The organism is Rhodoferax koreense, from assembly GCF_001955695.1.
In the GTDB taxonomy this organism is placed as follows: Bacteria; Pseudomonadota; Gammaproteobacteria; order Burkholderiales; family Burkholderiaceae_C; genus Rhodoferax_B; species Rhodoferax_B koreensis.
In genome coordinates, this window is sequence record NZ_CP019236.1 from 3,978,972 (window position 1) to 3,997,408 (window position 18,437).

The 18,437-nt window shown below is 66.7% G+C and carries 16 protein-coding genes and 1 pseudogene; 8 read left to right on the forward strand and 9 right to left on the reverse strand.

Annotated features, from left to right (window positions below):
* Positions 1-654 (forward strand): RnfABCDGE type electron transport complex subunit B, encoded by a 654-nt coding sequence (locus RD110_RS18420; RefSeq protein WP_204249984.1) that lies wholly within the window; start codon positions 1-3, stop codon positions 652-654.
* A 3-nt stretch (positions 655-657) separates the two neighbouring features.
* Here the strand turns inward: RD110_RS18420 and RD110_RS18425 are convergent, their stop codons facing one another.
* Positions 658-2,184: a methyl-accepting chemotaxis protein gene (locus RD110_RS18425; protein WP_157900243.1), complete on the reverse strand. Its 1,527-nt coding sequence runs from the start codon at positions 2,182-2,184 to the stop codon at positions 658-660.
* Positions 2,185-2,372: 188 nt separating this feature from the next.
* Between RD110_RS18425 and RD110_RS18430 the strand changes: the two genes are divergently transcribed.
* The 3 genes from RD110_RS18430 to RD110_RS18440 all read left to right on the forward strand — a co-directional run bounded on the left by RD110_RS18430 (position 2,373) and on the right by RD110_RS18440 (position 6,941).
* Positions 2,373-2,891, forward strand: coding sequence for a putative pterin-binding protein (locus tag RD110_RS18430; RefSeq protein ID WP_338053051.1), 519 nt, complete (start codon positions 2,373-2,375; stop codon positions 2,889-2,891).
* Between the two features lie 43 nt (positions 2,892-2,934).
* Complete coding sequence (locus tag RD110_RS18435) at positions 2,935-5,658, forward strand: response regulator (RefSeq protein WP_076200936.1); 2,724 nt, start codon at positions 2,935-2,937, stop codon at positions 5,656-5,658.
* Between the two features lie 95 nt (positions 5,659-5,753).
* A complete protein-coding gene (locus RD110_RS18440; protein ID WP_076200938.1) occupies positions 5,754-6,941 on the forward strand; it encodes a response regulator in 1,188 nt (395 codons plus the stop codon).
* Positions 6,942-6,945: 4 nt separating this feature from the next.
* Here the strand turns inward: RD110_RS18440 and RD110_RS18445 are convergent, their stop codons facing one another.
* The 6 genes from RD110_RS18445 to meaB all read right to left on the reverse strand — a co-directional run bounded on the left by RD110_RS18445 (position 6,946) and on the right by meaB (position 13,339).
* Complete coding sequence (locus tag RD110_RS18445; protein ID WP_076200940.1) at positions 6,946-7,434, reverse strand: VOC family protein; 489 nt, start codon at positions 7,432-7,434, stop codon at positions 6,946-6,948.
* Positions 7,431-7,715: a cupin domain-containing protein gene (locus RD110_RS18450; RefSeq protein ID WP_076200942.1), complete on the reverse strand. Its 285-nt coding sequence runs from the start codon at positions 7,713-7,715 to the stop codon at positions 7,431-7,433. The genes RD110_RS18445 and RD110_RS18450 overlap by 4 nt, the downstream gene beginning before the upstream one ends.
* A 26-nt stretch (positions 7,716-7,741) precedes the next feature.
* Entirely contained in the window at positions 7,742-9,871 is a 2,130-nt protein-coding gene (locus RD110_RS18455) for an acetyl-CoA carboxylase biotin carboxylase subunit (RefSeq protein WP_076200944.1), read from the reverse strand.
* A 159-nt stretch (positions 9,872-10,030) separates the two neighbouring features.
* Positions 10,031-11,563 carry an acyl-CoA carboxylase subunit beta gene (locus tag RD110_RS18460; RefSeq protein WP_076200946.1) on the reverse strand — a complete coding sequence of 511 codons (1,533 nt, stop codon included), beginning with the start codon at positions 11,561-11,563 and terminating at the stop codon, positions 10,031-10,033.
* A 22-nt stretch (positions 11,564-11,585) separates the two neighbouring features.
* A complete protein-coding gene (locus RD110_RS18465) occupies positions 11,586-12,380 on the reverse strand; it encodes a BUD32 family EKC/KEOPS complex subunit (protein ID WP_076200948.1) in 795 nt (264 codons plus the stop codon).
* On the reverse strand, positions 12,377-13,339 hold the full coding sequence (gene meaB / locus RD110_RS28645) for a methylmalonyl Co-A mutase-associated GTPase MeaB (protein ID WP_239467303.1): 963 nt from the start codon (positions 13,337-13,339) through the stop codon (positions 12,377-12,379). The genes RD110_RS18465 and meaB overlap by 4 nt, the downstream gene beginning before the upstream one ends.
* Here meaB and RD110_RS28650 point away from each other — a divergent pair.
* Entirely contained in the window at positions 13,253-13,495 is a 243-nt protein-coding gene (locus RD110_RS28650; protein ID WP_239467324.1) for a hypothetical protein, read from the forward strand. The genes meaB and RD110_RS28650 overlap by 87 nt on opposite strands.
* Positions 13,496-13,882: 387 nt before the next feature.
* On the opposite strand, the pseudogene RD110_RS28970 reads toward RD110_RS28650, so the two are convergent.
* Positions 13,883-14,044, reverse strand: a pseudogene (locus tag RD110_RS28970) (GIY-YIG nuclease family protein); the annotation flags it as partial.
* Positions 14,045-14,094: 50 nt separating this feature from the next.
* Complete coding sequence (gene scpA, locus RD110_RS18480; RefSeq protein ID WP_076200950.1) at positions 14,095-16,269, reverse strand: methylmalonyl-CoA mutase; 2,175 nt, start codon at positions 16,267-16,269, stop codon at positions 14,095-14,097.
* Positions 16,270-16,365: 96 nt separating this feature from the next.
* On the opposite strand from scpA, the gene RD110_RS18485 reads away from it, so the two are divergent.
* From RD110_RS18485 to RD110_RS18495, 3 genes are all read left to right on the forward strand, one after another.
* Entirely contained in the window at positions 16,366-17,001 is a 636-nt protein-coding gene (locus RD110_RS18485) for a GntR family transcriptional regulator (RefSeq protein ID WP_076200952.1), read from the forward strand.
* A 153-nt stretch (positions 17,002-17,154) separates the two neighbouring features.
* Complete coding sequence (locus RD110_RS18490) at positions 17,155-18,051, forward strand: protoglobin domain-containing protein (RefSeq protein ID WP_076205260.1); 897 nt, start codon at positions 17,155-17,157, stop codon at positions 18,049-18,051.
* Between the two features lie 8 nt (positions 18,052-18,059).
* Positions 18,060-18,431 (forward strand): STAS domain-containing protein, encoded by a 372-nt coding sequence (locus RD110_RS18495; protein WP_157900244.1) that lies wholly within the window; start codon positions 18,060-18,062, stop codon positions 18,429-18,431.
* Positions 18,432-18,437 lie beyond the last annotated feature (6 nt).

Sequence of the window (18,437 nt, forward strand, 5' to 3'; positions counted from 1 at the left end):
TTGAGCCAACGGGCCTCGCTGGCCGAAGCCATCGACGCGGTGCTGCCGCAGACGCAATGCACGCGCTGCGGCTACCCCGACTGCGCGGCCTATGCGCGGGCCGTGGCGATGGACGAGGCCGGCATCAACCAGTGCCCGCCAGGCGGAGCCGACGGCGTGGCGCGGCTGGCGCGGCTCACCGGCCGACCGGTGCTGCCGCTGAACCCCGACCACGGCCTGGAACAACCGCGCTTCATGGCCGTGATCGACGAGGCCTGGTGCATCGGCTGCACGCTGTGCATCGCCGCCTGCCCGACCGACGCGATCTTCGGCAGCAACAAGCTCATGCACACCGTGATCGAGGCGCACTGCACTGGCTGCGAACTGTGCATCCCGGTCTGTCCGGTGGACTGCATCAGCCTCGAGAATGCCAGCGGCGCCCGCACCGGCTGGGCCGCGTGGTCGGACGGCGATGCGGCCAACGCCCGCCAACGCTATGCGATGCACCGTTCACGCCTCGAAGCACAGGCCCGCACCGAACGACCGAAGCGCGAGGCCGTGGCAGCGCCGTCATCCGAGGCGACCGCCGACTTCCCGTCGGCCGACCCCAAGCGCGCGGTGATCGAAGCCGCGTTGGCACGGGCTCGCGCCAAACGGGCCGCGCCGCCGGCTTAACCTTCAGGCCGCGCGCGCCGCCAGGCTCTTGTAGACGCCGCAGCCGACATAGACGCCGTCGACTTCCTCGACGAACGACATCTTCGTCTGCACCGCGCCCGACATCGGGTTGACGATGTCGTACTCGACCCAGCCCGGCTCCACGCTGGCCTGGTCGACGATGGCCGCCAGCAACCGGTCGCCATCGATGCCGGCGATGTCCTGCACGCGGGTCCCCACCTTGGCGGGGTTGCCACCGAAAGCGAGGTAGGTCCCCGCGGCGTCGAGCACGAAGACATACATGTCGCGGTCGAAAAAGCGCCGCGCCGGGTCGGTGATGCTGCGCAGAAACTGCGCCAGTGGCTGGCCCCGACGCTCATGCAGCGCGCGCTGCACCAGCGCCATCGCCTCGTCCGCCGTGCCCTGCTGCAGCTGGAACGCCGACACTGCGCGCGACAGCGTGGATGCCCGCCCTTCGAGCCGCACGGCCTGCTCCACCGCCTGTTCCACCATCTGTGCGTTGCGCTGCGTGATCTGATCGAGCTGCCGCACGGCGGACGTGATCTCGGCCAGGCCGACACTCTGCTCCGTGCTCGATGCCGAAATCTCGGCCATGCTGCCCGTCACGCCGCGGATGCCCGAGGCCATCTGCTGGATGCTGCCGCCGGCGGTGCGGATCAACGCCGCGCTGCCCTCGACCTGGGTGGCCGAGGTGCCGATCAGTTCGCGGATTTCGCGCGCCGAAGCCGACGACCGCTGGGCCAGCATGCGCACCTCGGCGGCCACCACCGCGAAGCCGCGCCCCTGCTCGCCCGCGCGGGCCGCCTCCACGGCGGCGTTGAGCGCCAGGATGTTGGTCTGGAACGCGATGCCGTCGATCACGCCGATGATTTCACCCATGCGCCTGGCGCTGTGCTGGATACCTTCGACCGAGGCCACGGCCCGGTCCATCGCGTCGGCCCCGGTTGCCGAGGCTTGGCGCAACTGCCCGGCGCGGCCATTGGCCGCCTGCGCCGTCTGCGCGTTCTGCTGCACGGTGCTCGACAGCTGCTCCACACTGGCCGCAGTCTGCTCCAGATTCGCCGCCTGCTGTTCGGTGCGGTCGGCCAGTTCACGGTTGCCGGTGGCCAGGCTCTGGCCCGCATGCGCCACCAGGGCCGCGTTGCTGCGGATGTCGGCCACCATGGCCGACAGCGTGAGCACCATGCGGTCCATCAGCGCCGACATGCCGGCCAGCTCGTCGCGGCCATGGATGCGCGCCTGGGCACGCAGGTCGCCCTGCGTCGCCTGCTGCATGACCTGGACGATGGCATCGAAATCGGCGCTGAAGCTCAGGTAGAAGGCCGCCATCAGGTAGCCGATCACCGTCGCGCCGGCCAGCAGCAGCACGGCGATCCAGACGGGCGCTTCGGCCGCCGGCGGCGCGAACACGGCACCGGCCAGCACCGCCGCCACGGCGAAGGCGATCGAACCGAACTTGGCACCGAGCCGCAGGCGCCGCATCAGCCACAGGCCCGGACCGAGTGGGTGGAAAGAGGCTGTCGTTGCCATGTCGTTGTCTCCCGTTGTCTTCGGTGTGCGAGGTGATGCACGTCACTTGTCCGCTTTTTGAACGAATCGTGGTTCGGATTGCGCTTGCATTCTGGCATGCCCGACATTTGGCCCAACGCATTTCGATGGCGCGGACGCGAGGCCTGTGATAGTGTTGTAACAATTTGACTTACTTCTTGGAGCCGTCCATGAATCGTCTCTACCCCCTCTACCGCTTGCTCATCTTGATGGCGTGCGGCATCCTCCTGGCCGCGGGCCAGGCGCTGGCCCTGGAGGCGCCGGCCGATCCGGTCGTGCTGACCATCAGCGGTCCGGTGACCCAAGCCAACAAGGGACAGGACGCCGTCTTCGACATGAAGATGCTCGCCAAGCTGCCGCAGAAGACCTTCTCCACCCGCACGCCGTGGTATCCGGAGGCGATGAGCTTCACCGGGCCGCTGCTGCGCGACGTGCTCGCGGCCGCCGGCGCGCGGGGCAGCAAGATCGTGGCCTCAGCCCTGAACGACTACAAGACCGAGATCCCGTTCGACGACGCGCTGCGCCAGGACGCCATCGTCGCCCGGCTGATGAACGACCAACCCATGCCGGTACGGGGCAAGGGCCCGTTGTTCATCGTCTATCCCTACGACTCGAAAAGCGAACTGCGCTCGGAGATCTACTACAACCGTTCCGCCTGGCAATTGAAGGCACTCACCGTCATCCCTTGAGTCGCCTGCAGCCCGACCATCCCGCGTTCCTGACCAGATCTTCGTGACGCAACCTCCTTCCAGCAAGAACCTGCTGCGCCTCCTCGGCGCCAGCCTGCTCGCGGCATACCTGGCCATCGCCACGGTGCAATACCGGCAGCTGGTGGCGCTGGAGGAAGTGATGCAGCTCAGCGACGGCAATTCGTTGTGGTCCGTGCTGCAGCTCAATGTCGAATACCAGCGGCTGGACGGGGCCATGTACCGCTTTCAGGTCGAACGCAAGGAGGAAGCGCTGGACAACCTGCAACTGCGCTACGACATCTTCGTGAGCCAATTCAGCGCGATCCGCGAGGGCATGCCGAGCCGGCTCCTCAGGGAAGAGGCGCAATACCAGCAGACGATGGCGCTGGTGGAGGGGTTCGTCGCCCTCGGCGACCACTACATGGGCAACAGCGGCAACACCGCCGCCGCGTTGGCCGATCTGCCGGGCCTGCGGGCGGAATTCGCCACCCTTCGGGAGCCCGTGCAAGGCGTCTCCTTGCTGGCCTCCAGCGTCATCGCCAGGGTGTCCGACACGCGCAGCAAACAGGTCCAGCGGCAGATCCTGCAGACCATCGCGCTCACGGCCTTCCAGGCGCTGTTGACCTTCCTGCTGGCGTGGGCCATGTTGCGCCAGTTCCGGCAGCGCGAGCGCGCCAAGGCCAGCGCGCTGGCGGCGCAGCAGGCGCTCGTGCAGACGCTGCAGCGCAGCGAGGAAGCGCTGGAGGCGCGGGTGGACGAACGCACGCACGCGCTGCAGGACGCCAACCAGGCGCTGCGCGACAACGAGGCCGAGCTGCGGCTGGCACGCGCCAAGGCGGAAGAGGCCTCGCAGCTCAAGTCCAGCTTCCTGGCCAACATGAGCCATGAAATCCGCACGCCGATGAACGCCATCATCGGGCTGAGCCACCTGGCGCTGATGAACGCGACCGATCCGCGGCAGCGCGACTACCTGCAGAAGATCCGGCGCTCGGGCCAGCACCTGCTCGGACTGCTCAACGACATCCTCGACTTCAGCAAGATCGAGGCCGACAAGCTCGAAGTCGAAAGCACGGTCTTCGAGTTGCGGGGTGTGCTGGACAACCTGGCCAACCTGATCGGCGAGAAATGCGCGCAGAAGGGCCTGGCGCTGGTGTTCGACATCGACCCCGCACTGCCCGCGACCCTGCGCGGCGATCCGCTGCGCCTGGGGCAGATCCTGATCAACTACGCCAACAACGCGGTGAAGTTCACCGAACAAGGCGAAATCGTGGTGCGCGTGCGTCCGGTGCCGGCAGAGCCCGCAGCGTCCGGAGAACCCGGCCCCGCCGACGCGGCGGCCACCGACACGCTGCTGGTGCGCTTCGAGGTGCTGGACAGCGGCATCGGCCTGTCGCCCGAGCAGCAGGCGCGCTTGTTCCAATCGTTCCAGCAGGCTGACGCCTCCACCACGCGCAAGTACGGCGGCACCGGCCTGGGCCTGGCCATCGCGCGCAAGCTCGCGCAACTCATGGGCGGCGAGGTGGGCGTGCAAAGCCGCCTTGGCCAGGGCAGCCGCTTCTGGTTCACGGCACGGCTGGGCGTTGCAACCGGGTCCACCGCACTCGCCGCACCCCGGCCTGTGGACGACAGCCCCGCTCCCGCCGGCGACCCGACCCTGACTCACGCCATCCCCGAAGACGTCGGGCCCGACACGAGCCCCATCCGCGGGGCCCGGGTGCTGCTGGTCGACGACAACGACCTCAACCGGCAGATCGGCACGGAACTGCTCGAAGCCGCCGGACTCACGGTCACCGTGGCCGAGAACGGCCAGTTGGCGCTCGATACCCTGGCACGCACCGGTGCCGACTTCGACATCGTGCTGATGGACGTGCAGATGCCCGTGATGGACGGCTGCACCGCCACCGGCAACATCCGCGCCGATCCGCGCTGGGCGCATCTGCCCGTGCTGGCCATGACCGCCAACGCCATGCACGGCGACCGCGAACGCTGCCTGGCCTCGGGCATGAACGGCCACATCGCCAAGCCCATCGACCCCGCGGACTTGTTCGCGCAATTGCTGCAGTGGGTGCCGCACCGCGCGCCACCGGCCGCGACACCAGCGCCATCGACGACCCCAGCCGCGATGCGGGAAACGTGGTTGGCACCTGCCGACGATCCGTTGGCGCACATTCCCGGCCTGGACGTGCACGCCGGGCTGCGGCGCGTGCTTCACAAGCGCGATGCCTACGAAGGCCTGTTGCGCAAGTTCGTCGACGGCCAGGCCGACGCCGTGGCCCACGCCCGCACGGCGCTGGCGCAAGGCCGGCAGATGGATGCCGAACGCGCCATGCACACGCTCAAGGGCACAGCGGCCACCATCGGCGCTGCGGCGCTGGCCGCCCTGGCCGGCCAGGCGGAAATGGCTTTGTCGAACCCACAGGGCGATCCCGCCGGCTTCGATGCCTTGTTCACACCCGTGGAGGCCGCCACCGCCGCGCTGGTGCAGGCGCTGCGCGAGGCCCTGCCTGCGTCGGCGAACGAGCCCGCCAAGCCCGACGCCGGCCCCATCGACTGGCCGGCCGTGCGCGGGCTGCTCGATCGGCTCGAAGCCCTGCTGGCCGAAGACGATGCCGAAGCGGTCGAACTGTTTCAGAACGCGCGTGCCGAATTGCGTCCGGCACTAGGCGCGGAATTCCAGTTGATCGACAATGCCATCGGCGGCTTCATGCTCAACGAGGCACTGGAGGCCTTGCGCCAGGTGCGACACCGCGTCGCCTCGCTCGCCTGAGAAGACCAGGGGGTTGGAGGGTGGACGCCGCGCGCGGGCGGGGCCACCCAGCCGTCGGTCAGCCAACGCCCGTGCGGGTGAATCGGAGAGTTGCCATGGACGAACACACACCGCTGCGAACCACCGCGAAGCGCACCGTGCTGGTGGTCGACGACACGCCCGACAACCTGGCGCTGATGAGCGGGCTGCTCAAGGACACCTACCGCGTGAAGCTGGCCTCGAGCGGCGCGCGCGCGCTGCAGATCACCACCGCAAGGCCGCTCCCCGACCTGATCCTGCTCGACATCATGATGCCCGACATGGACGGCTACGAGGTGATGCGCCACCTGCGCGCCGACCCCGAGACCGCCGACATCCCGGTGATCTTCCTCACCGCGATGAGCGCCAGCGACGACGAGAAAACCGGCCTGGACATGGGTGCGGTCGACTACATCACCAAGCCGATCAACCCGGCCATCGTGCTGGCCCGCGTGCACAACCACATCGAACTGAAGCTGGCGCGCGACTTCCTGCAGGACCAGCGCCGCCTCCTTGCGCACGAGGTGCAGCTGCGCACGCGCGAGATCGTGGCGATCCAGGACGTGACGGTGCGCGCCATGGCGCTGCTGGCCGAAACCCGCGACAACGAGACCGGCAACCACATCCGCCGCACGCAGCACTATGTGCGCGCGCTGGCCCTGGCGCTGCAGCGGCACCCGCGCTTCTGCGAGGAACTCACGCCGGACAACATCGACCTGCTGTTCAAGTCGGCACCGCTGCACGACATCGGCAAGGTCGGTATTCCGGACCGCATCCTGCTCAAGCCCGGCATGCTCGAGCCCGAGGAGTTCGAGATCATGAAGACCCATACCACGCTGGGGCACGATGCCATCGTGAACGCCGAAAGCGAACAGGGCACGGAAATGCCGTTCCTGCGCTTCGCCAAGGAGATCACCAAGAGCCACCAGGAGAAGTGGGACGGCAGCGGCTATCCCGAAGGCCTGATCGGCGAGTTGATCCCGGTCTCGGCACGCCTGATGGCGGTGGCCGACGTGTACGACGCGCTGATCTCCCGACGTGCCTACAAGTCCGCATTCCCGCACGAGACGGCGTTCGACATCATCCAGGCCGGCAGCGGCAGCCATTTCGATCCCGACGTGGTCGAAGCCTTCGTCGGCGTCGCCGAGGAATTCCGCCACATCGCGCAGCGTTATGCCGACGATGAAGCCGTGCTCGCACACCAGGTGGCGCGCCTGGCGGCCGACATGCCGGCCGAACACATCGAGCTGGATTCGAAGCTGTAGCGCCTCAGCCGGCGGCCAGCCTGGCGAACGCGCTCACCACCTCCGGCGGCGCCTGCACCAACTCGATGAGCACGCCTTCCCCTGCGATCGGGAAGTCGTCGCTCGCCTTCGGATGCAGGAAGCAGATGTCGAAGCCGGCCGCGCCCCGGCGGATGCCGCCCGGCGCGAAGCGCACGCCCTGTGCCGTGAGCCATGCCACCGCACTGGGCAGGTCGTCGATCCACAGGCCCACGTGGTTCAGCGGCGTGGCGTGCACGGCGGGCTTGCGATCCGGGTCGAGTGGCTGCATCAGGTCGACCTCGACCTTGAACGGACCGCTGCCAATGGCACAGATGTCCTCGTCGACGTTCTCGCGTTCGCTCTTGAACGTGCCGGTGACTTCCAGGCCGAGCATGTCGACCCAGAGCTTCTGCAGCCGCAGCTTGTCCGGGCCGCCGATGGCGATCTGCTGGATACCGAGGACCTTGAAGGGACGTGGCCGGGAGGTCGTCATGGCCGATCCTTCGGATCACGCCGGCCCGCCAGGTATTGCACACCCGCGGCACCGGCTTGTTCCTCGTGCACCTGCCCCGCCGGCACCCTGAACACGTCGCCCGCGGCATAGGTGGTGGCCACGCCGGCCAGCGTCAGCGTGATCTCACCCTCCAGGATCAGCGCGCAGGCATCAAAATCGTGCGCATGGTCGCCAAGCGCATAGGTCGCGTCACGCGACACCAGAACGGGCGGCGGGAAACGGTGGGCGGCCAGTTCAAGCTTGAACTCTTCGGGCGTCATGGAAGCTCCTTCGGGGTTGGACCGGGTCAGGCGAATTCGACGATGGGCTGGTCCACGCTCAGCGACTCGCCCTTGGCGGCCAGCACCTTGCCCACCACGCCATCGGCCGCGGCGAACAGGACATTCTCCATCTTCATCGCCTCGATCACCGCCACCCGCTCGCCGGCCTGCACCTTCTGGCCGACCTGCACCGCCACCTCCACCAACAGGCCGGGCATCGGCGACAGCACGTAGCGGCTCATGTCCGGCGGCGCCTTGTACGGCATCAGCGCATGCAGTTCGGCGGCGCGCGGCGACAGCACCATCGCGTCGATCTGCGTGCCGTTGTGGGCGATGCGCAAGGCCAGCGGATTGCGCGAAGGCCGGCCCGGCCCGCCGCGCTCCACCTGCGCGGTAAACGGCGCGCCGTTGCAGGTGCCGTGGATGCGTTCGCTGCCAAGCCGCGCGTTGCTACAAAACTGATAGCTCCTGCCGCCCATCTGTACAAGGCTGGAGCCGGTTTTTCCTTCAAACTCTGTGACCTGCACCGGATGCGCCGTCTTCTGCCCTTGCGCGCCCAGCGCGACGACCACGAAGGCGTTGCCCACCTCCACCTCGTGCCCGGCCATCTGGCCGCTGATGCCGGTGGCGCGGTTGCGGTAGCGCCGGTGCACGAAGGCCGCCAGCGCCAGCAGGAAGTCCGGATCGCCATGCGGCACGTCTTCGGCGCGGAAGCCGTGGGCGTAGTGCTCGGCGATGAAGCCGGTGTTGAAGTCGCCGGCCACGAACTTCGGATGGGCGAGCAGGGCTGACTGGAACGGGATGTTGCTGCTGATGCCGCGGATCACGAAGCCGTTGAGCGCCTCGCGCATCTTGGCGATGGCCTCGAGGCGGTCGTGACCATGCACGATGAGCTTGGCGATCATCGAGTCGTAGTACATCGGGATCTCGCCGCCGTCCTGCACGCCGGTGTCCACCCGCACGCCGAATACATCCGTTCGGGCTGAGCCTGTCGAAGCCCTGGCAAACGGATCATCCTGAAAAGCGCCTTCGACAGGCTCAGGACGAACGGAGGCGGCAAACATGGTTTCCTTCGGCGGCTGGAACTTCACCAAGCGGCCGGTGCTGGGCAAGAAGTTGCGGAACGGGTCCTCGGCATTGATGCGGCACTCGATGGCCCAGCCCTCGCGCTTGACCTCGGCCTGCGTGAGCGGCAGCTTCTCGCCCGCGGCCACGCGGATCATCAGCTCCACCAGGTCCAGACCCGTGATGCATTCGGTGACCGGATGCTCTACCTGCAGCCGGGTGTTCATCTCCAGGAAGTAGAAGCTCTGGTCCTTGCCGACCACGAACTCCACCGTGCCCGCGCTCTGGTACTTCACCGCCTTGGCCAGCGCCACGGCCTGCTCACCCATGGCGCGGCGCGTGGCGTCGCTGATGAAGGGCGAAGGCGCCTCCTCGATCACCTTCTGGTGGCGCCGCTGGATCGAGCACTCGCGCTCGTTCAGATACAACACATTGCCGTGCGAATCGCCCAGCAGCTGGATCTCGATATGGCGCGGCTCCTCGACGAACTTCTCGATGAACACGCGGTCGTCGCCGAAGCTGTTGCGTGCCTCGTTGCGGCAACTGGTGAAGCCGTCGAAAGCTTCCTTGTCGTTGAACGCCACGCGCAAGCCCTTGCCACCGCCGCCGGCACTGGCCTTGATCATCACCGGATAACCGATGCCACGGGCGATCTCCACCGCGCGCTCGGGCGTGTCGATGGCGTCGTTCACGCCGGGGATGCAGTTCACCCCGGCCGCACCCGCGAGCTTCTTGGATTCGATCTTGTCGCCCATGGCCGCGATCGAATAATGCTTCGGACCGATGAAAACGATGCCCTCTTCTTCCACGCGTTTGGCGAAGCCCGCGTTCTCGCTCAGGAAGCCGTAGCCCGGATGCACCGCCTGCGCACCCGTTTCTTTGCAGGCGGCGATGATCTTGTCGGCCTGCAGGTAACTCTCGCGGCTCGGCGAGGGGCCGATGTGCACGGCCTCGTCGGCGAGTTCGACATGGCGCGCATCGCGGTCCGCATCGGAGTACACGGCCACGGTCTTGATGCCCATCTTCCTGGCGGTCTTGATGACACGGCAGGCGATCTCGCCGCGGTTGGCGATGAGGATTTTTTCAAACATGGAACTTCCTTTTTCTACCCGTTCGTCCTGAGCCTGTCGAAGGACTGGTTACTACACATCCCGTACCGCATACCTGTTCGTCCTGAGCTTGGCGAAGGACCGTTGACAGAGGCTTCGACAAGCTCAGCCCGAACGGAGTGTGAGACGTCTCTCCAAACCTCACAGCGGAATATTCCCGTGCTTGCGCCACGGGTTCTCGAGCTTCTTGTCCCTCAACATCACCAGCGAACGGCAGATCCGCTTGCGCGTTTCGCTGGGCAGGATCACGTCGTCGATGAAGCCGCGCGCGCCGGCCACGAAAGGGTTGGCGAACCGCGCCTTGTATTCGGCCTCGCGCGCGGCGAGTTTGGCCGGGTCGTTCTTGTCCTCGCGGAAGATGATCTCCACCGCGCCCTTGGCGCCCATCACCGCGATCTCGGCGTTCGGCCAGGCGAAGTTGACGTCGCCGCGCAGGTGCTTGGAGGCCATCACGTCGTAGGCGCCGCCGTAGGCCTTGCGCGTGATCACGGTGATCTTGGGCACCGTGCACTCGGCGTACGCGTAGAGCAGCTTGGCACCGTGCTTGATGATGCCGCCGTATTCCTGGCTGGTGCCGGGCATGAAGCCGGGCACGTCGACGAAGGTGATCACGGGGATGTTGAACGCATCGCAGAAGCGCACGAAGCGCGCGGCCTTGATGCTGCTCTTGATGTCCAGGCAGCCAGCCAGCACCAGCGGCTGGTTGGCCACGATGCCCACCGTCTGGCCCTCCATGCGCGCGAAGCCGATGACGATGTTCTTGGCGTATTCGGGCTGGATCTCGAAGAACTCGCCGTCGTCCACCGTCTTGGCGATCAGCTCCTTCATGTCGTAGGGCTGGTTCGGGTTGTTCGGCACCAGGGTGTCGAGGCTGGCGTCGAGCCGATCGGCCGGGTCGTTGCTGGGCCGCACCGGCGCCTTCTCGCGGTTGTTCAGCGGCAGGTAGTTGTAGAGGCGGCGCAGCATCAGCAGCGCCTCCACGTCGTTCTCGAAGGCCAGGTCGGCCACGCCGCTGCGCGTGGTGTGGGTGATGCCGCCACCGAGTTCCTCCGCCGTCACCTCTTCGTGCGTCACGGTCTTCACCACCTCGGGGCCGGTGACGAACATGTAGCTGCTGTCCTTCACCATGAAGATGAAGTCGGTCATGGCCGGCGAGTACACGGCGCCGCCCGCGCAGGGGCCCATGATCATGCTGATCTGCGGCACGACGCCCGAGGCCATCACGTTGCGCTGGAACACGTCGGCATAACCGCCGAGCGAGGCCACGCCTTCCTGGATGCGCGCGCCGCCGGAGTCGTTCAGGCCGATCACCGGCGCGCCGACCTTCATGGCTTGGTCCATCACCTTGCAGATCTTCTCGGCATGGGCCTCGCTCAAGGCGCCGCCGAACACGGTGAAGTCCTGGCTGAAGACGAACACCAGGCGGCCATTGATCATGCCGTAGCCGGTGACCACGCCGTCGCCGGGGATCTTGTTGTCGGCCATGCCGAAGTCCACCGAACGGTGTTCGACAAACATGTCCCACTCTTCGAAGGTACCCTCGTCGAGCAGGATGTCGAGCCGCTCGCGCGCCGTGAGCTTGCCCTTGCCGTGTTGCGCGGCGATGCGCTTCTGGCCGCCGCCGAGCCGTGCCGCGGCACGCTTTTTCTCGAGTTGTTCGAGGATGTCTTTCATGGGATCTCCGTGAGTGTTCTGTTCAGCTTCTGGACCAGGTGTTGAGAAACGAAGCGGCGGCCTGCGCGCTGACGATGTCGCGGCCCCAGGGTTTGCGCTGGCTGGGCAGGTGGCGCAGCGGCGCCAGGCGGCGTGCCAGCCTGTGCATGAAATCGGCCACGAGCCGGCTCTCCGCGCCCACGACGCGCTCCCACACCGATAGCATCTCGGCGCGCCGTTCGGGCAGCAGCCACAACGTGGAATGCAGGTAGAACAGCCAGTCGCGCGCCTGCGCCTGCGGCAGGCTCACCACCTCCAGCGGGTCTTCCTCGTGGTCGATGGCGGCGATGCCCTCGGGCGTGACGATGAAGTTGCGCGCGAAGGCCTGGCTCAGGCATTCTTGGCGGCTGTGCACGGCCTGCACGGCCGCCACGCCTTGCTGCCACACCGCGAGCCTGTCGCCGGCACCCCGGCTGAGCTCGCGCGAAAGATCGGGGCCGGTCAGGTATTCCTGGACGAAGAAGCCGGGCTCGACGTGCATCAGCGTCGGCACCCGTACACCGGCCGCGCGCAGTTCGGCCAGCCGCCGCACCTCGACCTGCTGCGCCTCGGGCCCGCCGTCGCGCAGCGGCACCTTCAGCGTGGCCAGTCCGGCGGCCTGCATGGCCCAGTTGAACATGCGCCGCGGCGTCACGCTGCGCGGCGGCCGCTGGCCCTTGACCACCACCGGGCCGGCCGATGTTTCGAGCACTTCGACGCGGTCGCGCCGCCAGCCCTCGGAGGCGCGGATGCGCTGCAGATCGTCCGGCAACAGTTCGCGCGGCAGCTCGGCCCTCATGCGGCCCCCTTGAACAGCAGGCCCAGCAACTGGCGCGCCGCCGCCGACGGTACGGCTTGGCCGGCCACCACGGCGCGCGAGAGTTCCGGCAGGCAGGCCTGCACGGCCGGATCGGCGCGGAATGCATTCTTCAGCCCGGCTTCGATCCGCTCCCACATCCAGGCCAGCGCCTGCTGCTCGCGCCGCGCCGCATGCCGGCCATTGGCCGCCTGCAACGCCTGGAACTGCGTGACGGTCGTCCAGAAGGCATCCACGCCGCGGTTGTGCAGGGCGCTGAGCTGCAGCACGCGCGGTTGCCACTGCCTGTCGAAATCCTCCGCCTGGGCATGGCCCATGGCGTTGTTGACCAGGCCGAACAGCCGCAGGGCCGAGGTGATCTGCGACCCTGCGCGCATGGCGGCATCGGCATCGAGGTCGGCCTTGTTGATGACCACCAGGTCGGCGATTTCCATCACGCCCTTCTTGATCGCCTGCAGGTCGTCGCCGGCATTGGGCAACTGCATGAGCACGAACATGTCGGTCATGCTGGCCACCGCCGTCTCACTCTGGCCCACGCCCACGGTTTCGACGATCACCACGTCGTAGCCCGCCGCCTCGCAGACCAGCATCGCCTCGCGCGTCTTCTCGGCCACGCCGCCGAGTGTGCCGCTGCTCGGGCTCGGCCGGATGTAGGCGCGCTCGTGCACCGAAAGCTTTTCCATGCGCGTCTTGTCGCCGAGGATGGAGCCGCCGGAGACGGTGGAGGACGGATCGATGGTGAGCACCGCCACCCGGTGGCCCAGCGCGATCAGGTGCAGTCCCAGCGCCTCGATGAAGGTGGATTTGCCCACGCCCGGCACGCCGCTGATGCCCAGGCGGAAGGATCTGCCGGTATGCGGCAGCAGGGCCGTGAGCAGTTCGTCCGCCTGCGCGCGATGGTCGGCGCGCGTGGATTCGAGCAGGGTGATGGCCTTGGCGATCGCGCGGCGCTGGGGGAGCGGGTCGGCGTGGAGGATGCGCTGAGCTTCGACAGGCTCAGCCCCTTCGACTCGGCTCGGGATGATCGGGCGTGCTTCGACAGGCTCAGCACGAACGGGAGTTGGGGTGGGGATGATGCCATCCCCCGTTCGCCCTGAGCTTGTCGAAGGGCCTGGTTCCGATGCCCTTGCTTCGACAGGCTCAGCACGAACGGGAGTTGGGGTGGGGATGATGCCCTCCCCCGTTCGCCCTGAGCTTGTCGAAGGGCTTGGTTCCGATGCCCTTGCTTCGACAGGCTCAGCACGAACGGGGGTTGATTGAGGCGTTGGGATACGGCCCGCCTCCGTTCGCCCTGAGCCTGTCGAAGGGCTTGGTTGCGGGGCAGATGCTTCGACAAGCTCAGCACGAACGGTGGAGGGGCCACGATGAGCCCCCGCCCGCGCCAACACCCTCATCCGCTCCCAATCCCCCGCAATCAGCGCTTCCTTCTTCGCCCGCGACCACCCTTTCACCTGCTGCTCGAACTCGATCGCGCCAGCCCGGGTCTCAAATTCGCCCTGCCAGACCAGCTCCAAAGGCTTACGTGTCGCCAGATGGCCGCTGTCGCTCACCGCATGCTGCTCCATGCGCGCATCCACGTCGTCCGTGTGCCCGCAGTAATACGAGCCATCGGCGCAACGAAGCAGGTAGACAAAAAAAGGCTGCATGGATCAGGGAGATGCTTCGACAGGCTCAGCACGAACGGAGGAGATGCACCTTACGAGACCGCCTTGCGGATCTGCTCCAGCACGTCCTTCGCGCTGGCCGGGATCGGCGTGCCCGGCCCGTAGATGCCCTTCACGCCAGCCTCGTAAAGCATCTCGTAGTCCTGCCGCGGAATCACGCCGCCGACGAAGACGATGATGTCGTCCGCGCCCTGCTTCTTGAGTTCGGCAATGATCGCCGGCACCAGCGTCTTGTGGCCCGCGGCGAGTGTGCTCACGCCGACCGCATGCACGTCGTTCTCGATGGCCTGGCGCGCGCATTCCTCGGGGGTCTGGAACAGCGGGCCCATGTCGACGTCGAAGCCGAGGTCGGCGAAGGCCGTGGCCACCACCTTGGCACCGCGGTCGTGGCCGTCCTGGCCGAGCTTGGAGATCATCACGCGCGGGCGGCGGCCCTGGGCTTCGGCGAAGGCGTTGATCTCGGTCTTGAGGTTTTCCCAGCCTTCGGCCGAGTCATAGGCTGCTGCGTACACGCCGGTCACCTTCTGGGTATCGGCGCGGTGGCGCCCGTAGACTTTTTCCAGTGCGTCGGAGACTTCGCCGACGGTGGCGCGCAGGCGCACGGCCTGGATGCTCAGGTCGAGCAGGTTGCCTTCACCGCTTTCTGCTGCAAAAGTGAGAGCAGCCAGCGCGCTTTCAACCTGCGCCTGATCGCGTTTTTGCTTGATGTTTTTCAAGCGCGCGATCTGCCCGTCGCGCACGGCCACGTTGTCGATGTCGCGGCTCTCGATGGCGTCTTCCGTCTTGAGCTTGTATTTGTTGACGCCGACGATCACGTCCTTGCCCGAATCGATGCGTGCCTGTTTCTCGGCCGCCGCCGCTTCGATCTTCAGCTTGGCCCAACCGCTGTCCACGGCCTTCGTCATGCCACCCATGGCATCGACTTCCTCGATGATGGTCCAGGCGGCATCGGCCATGTCCTGGGTGAGCTTTTCCATCATGTAGCTGCCGGCCCAGGGATCGATCACATTGGTGATGTGGGTTTCTTCCTGGATGATGAGCTGGGTGTTGCGCGCGATGCGCGCGCTGAACTCGGTGGGCAGGGCAATGGCCTCGTCGAAGCTGTTGGTGTGCAGGCTCTGCGTGCCGCCGAACACCGCGGCCATGGCCTCGATGGTGGTGCGCACCACGTTGTTGTAGGGGTCCTGCTCGGTCAGGCTCCAGCCGCTGGTCTGGCAGTGCGTGCGCAGCATCAGGCTCTTGGCCTTCTTGGCGTCGAAGCCCTTCATGATGCGGCACCACAGGAGCCGCGCCGCGCGCATCTTGGCCACCTCGAGGTAGAAGTTCATGCCGATGGCCCAGAAGAAGCTCAGGCGGCCGGCGAATTCGTCCACGTCCATGCCCTTGGCGATGGCCGTCTTCACGTATTCCTTGCCGTCGGCCAGGGTGAAGGCCAGCTCCAGCGCCTGGTTCGCGCCGGCCTCCTGCATGTGGTAGCCGCTGATGCTGATCGAGTTGAACTTCGGCATCTTCTGCGCCGTGTATTCGATGATGTCGCCGATGATGCGCATGCTCGGCTCGGGCGGGTAGATGTAGGTGTTTCGGACCATGAACTCCTTGAGGATGTCGTTCTGGATGGTCCCGCTCAACTGGTCCTGCGCCACGCCCTGCTCTTCCGCCGCCACCACGTAGCCGGCCAGCACCGGCAGCACCGCGCCGTTCATGGTCATGGAGACGCTGACCTTGTCCAGCGGGATCTGGTCGAACAGGATCTTCATGTCCTCCACGCTGTCGATGGCCACGCCGGCCTTGCCGACATCGCCGGTCACGCGCGGATGGTCGCTGTCGTAGCCGCGGTGCGTGGCCAGGTCGAACGCCACGGAGACGCCCTGCCCGCCGGCGGCCAGCGCCTTGCGGTAGAAGGCGTTCGATTCCTCGGCCGTGGAGAAGCCCGCATATTGCCGAATGGTCCAGGGCCGCACCGCGTACATGGTCGCCTGGGGGCCGCGGATGTAGGGCTCGAAGCCGGGCAAGGTGTTGGTGTAGGCAAGGCCGGCCGTGTCCTCGGCGGTGTAGAGCGGCTTGACCATGATGCCGTCCGGCGTGAGCCAGCCGAGCGCGGCCACGTCGCCGCCAGGCGCCGACTTGGCGGCGGCCTTGGCCCATGCGGCCAGGTCGGATGGATTGAATTCGGCTTGGGCAGGGGAATCAGCTTGGGGGCTTGGCATGCGCGTCTCTCTCGTTCCACGGGTTTTCCACGGTCCGCGGAAGTCTACATCATTTATAATTATTGATGCAAAATTTTGTTTGAGTAAAATCCAGCCATGGCTGCCTTGACCCTGACCCCCCGCGCGCTCTACGAAGAAGTGGCGGAACTGCTGCGCCAGCGCATCTTCAACCGCGAACTGGCGCCGGGCAGCTGGATCGACGAACTCAAGCTCGCCGAGGAATACGGCATCAGCCGCACACCGCTGCGCGAGGCGCTGAAGGTGCTGGCGACCGAGGGCCTGGTGACCATGAAGGTGCGGCGCGGCGCGTATGTGACCGAGGTGTCCGAACGCGACCTGGCCGACGTCTACCATCTCCTGAGCCTGCTGGAGAGCGACGCCGCGGGCGTGGTGGCTGCGCGCGCCACCGATGCGCAGCTCGAGGAATTGCAGGCCCTGCATGCCGAACTCGAAGCCGCCGTGGCGGATCGGGAGGCGTTCTTCGCCGTCAACGAACGCTTTCACATGCGCCTGCTCGAGATCGCCGACAACCGCTGGCGCGACCAGATGGTGGCCGACCTGCGCAAGGTGATGAAGCTCAACCGGCACAACTCGCTGCTCAAGTCCGGGCGGATCCAGGAATCCCTGCAGGAGCATGCCGAGGTCATGCGCGCACTGCTGGCACGCGACGCGCCGGCGGCGATGCAGCGCATGCAGGCGCATTTCCGAAGCGGTCTGGAAGCCGCGATCTGAACGAAACCCCCTCGCCTCGCGGCGTTGCGACCCGCTGCCACAGACGGACCGCAACGCCGTCAAGTTGTGCAGCTGGTTACCAAATGTTATCTTCTCGATGTCTTGAGCCCTTTCCAGCCTCTGCGTGAGAGCGCAGCCATCACGAGGATGACCATGACTTCAGCCGAACTCCTGGACAAGTTTTCCGTGTTTCCGCGTGACGTCGAGAACATCCGCGCCGCCGGCCGGATGATCACACCGCAACTCGAGGCCTTCGTCGAGCAATGGTACGTCTGGCTGCGCGGCCAGCCCGAGTACGCGCAGTTCTTTCCCGACGGCGGCAACCAGGCCCGCGTCAGCCAGTTGCAGGTCAGGCACTGGCAGGAATTCTTCGCCGCCGAAGTGAACGACTTCTACGTGGCGCGCCGCACCCACATCGGCGCGGTGCATGCCCACATCGAGCTGCCCAACGACATCTACTTCGCCGGCATGGGCCGCTGGTTCCAGTTGATCATCGAAACGCTGCGCAGCCAGGGCGTGCCGGCCGACGAACTGCTGGACATGTCCGTCTCGATCAACAAGCTCATCAAGCTCGACACCTTCCTGGTCATCGACACCATCGCCCGCATCGCGCGCGAACGCATCGCCGACCACAGCCGCGCCATGATGGAGATGTCCACCCCGGTCACGCCGATCTGGGAAGGCATCCTGCTGCTGCCGCTGGTGGGCATCATCGACTCCACGCGCACCGCCGAGATCATGAACAAGACGCTGACCAAGATCGCCGAGAGCCGCTCGCGCGTGTTCGTGCTCGACATCAGCGGCGTGGCCTCGGTCGACACCGGCGTGGCCAACCAGTTGATCAAGATCACCAAGGCCACGCGGCTGATGGGTTGCGAGTCGATCATCTCCGGCGTGTCGCCATCGATCGCGCGGACCATGGTCGAACTCGGTGTGTCGATCGGCGAAGTCAAGACCACCGCCACGCTGCGCGACGCGTTCGAACTCGCGCTCAAGGCCGTCGGCGTGGTCGACCTGGGCCACGGCCACCGCGCGGGTATCGGCCACTGAGGCAGGCCATGTCCGCCCAAGCCACGGCCGGTGTATCCATGACCCAGGCCCAGGGTTGCCTGGTGATCACCCTGCAGGCCGATCTGACCGACGAGGCCTTCGGCGGCGTGCATCGGGCGGTGACCGAACGCCTGGTGGAAAGCCAGCTCGACGCGGCGATCTTCGATTTCTCCGGTGTGCAGATCCTCGACGCCTACGAGTTCGACCGCTTCGCCCGGCTGGCTCGGGTCGCCGGCCTGCTGGGTGCGCGCGTGGTGCTGGTCGGCCTGACCCCCGGCATTGCGGCCTTCCTGGCCCATGCCGACGTCGACACCGAGGGCATGCGCTTCTGCCTGCAGATGGAGGACGCCTTCGCCCTCCTCGCCAGGCGCCAGACTTAAGGCTGG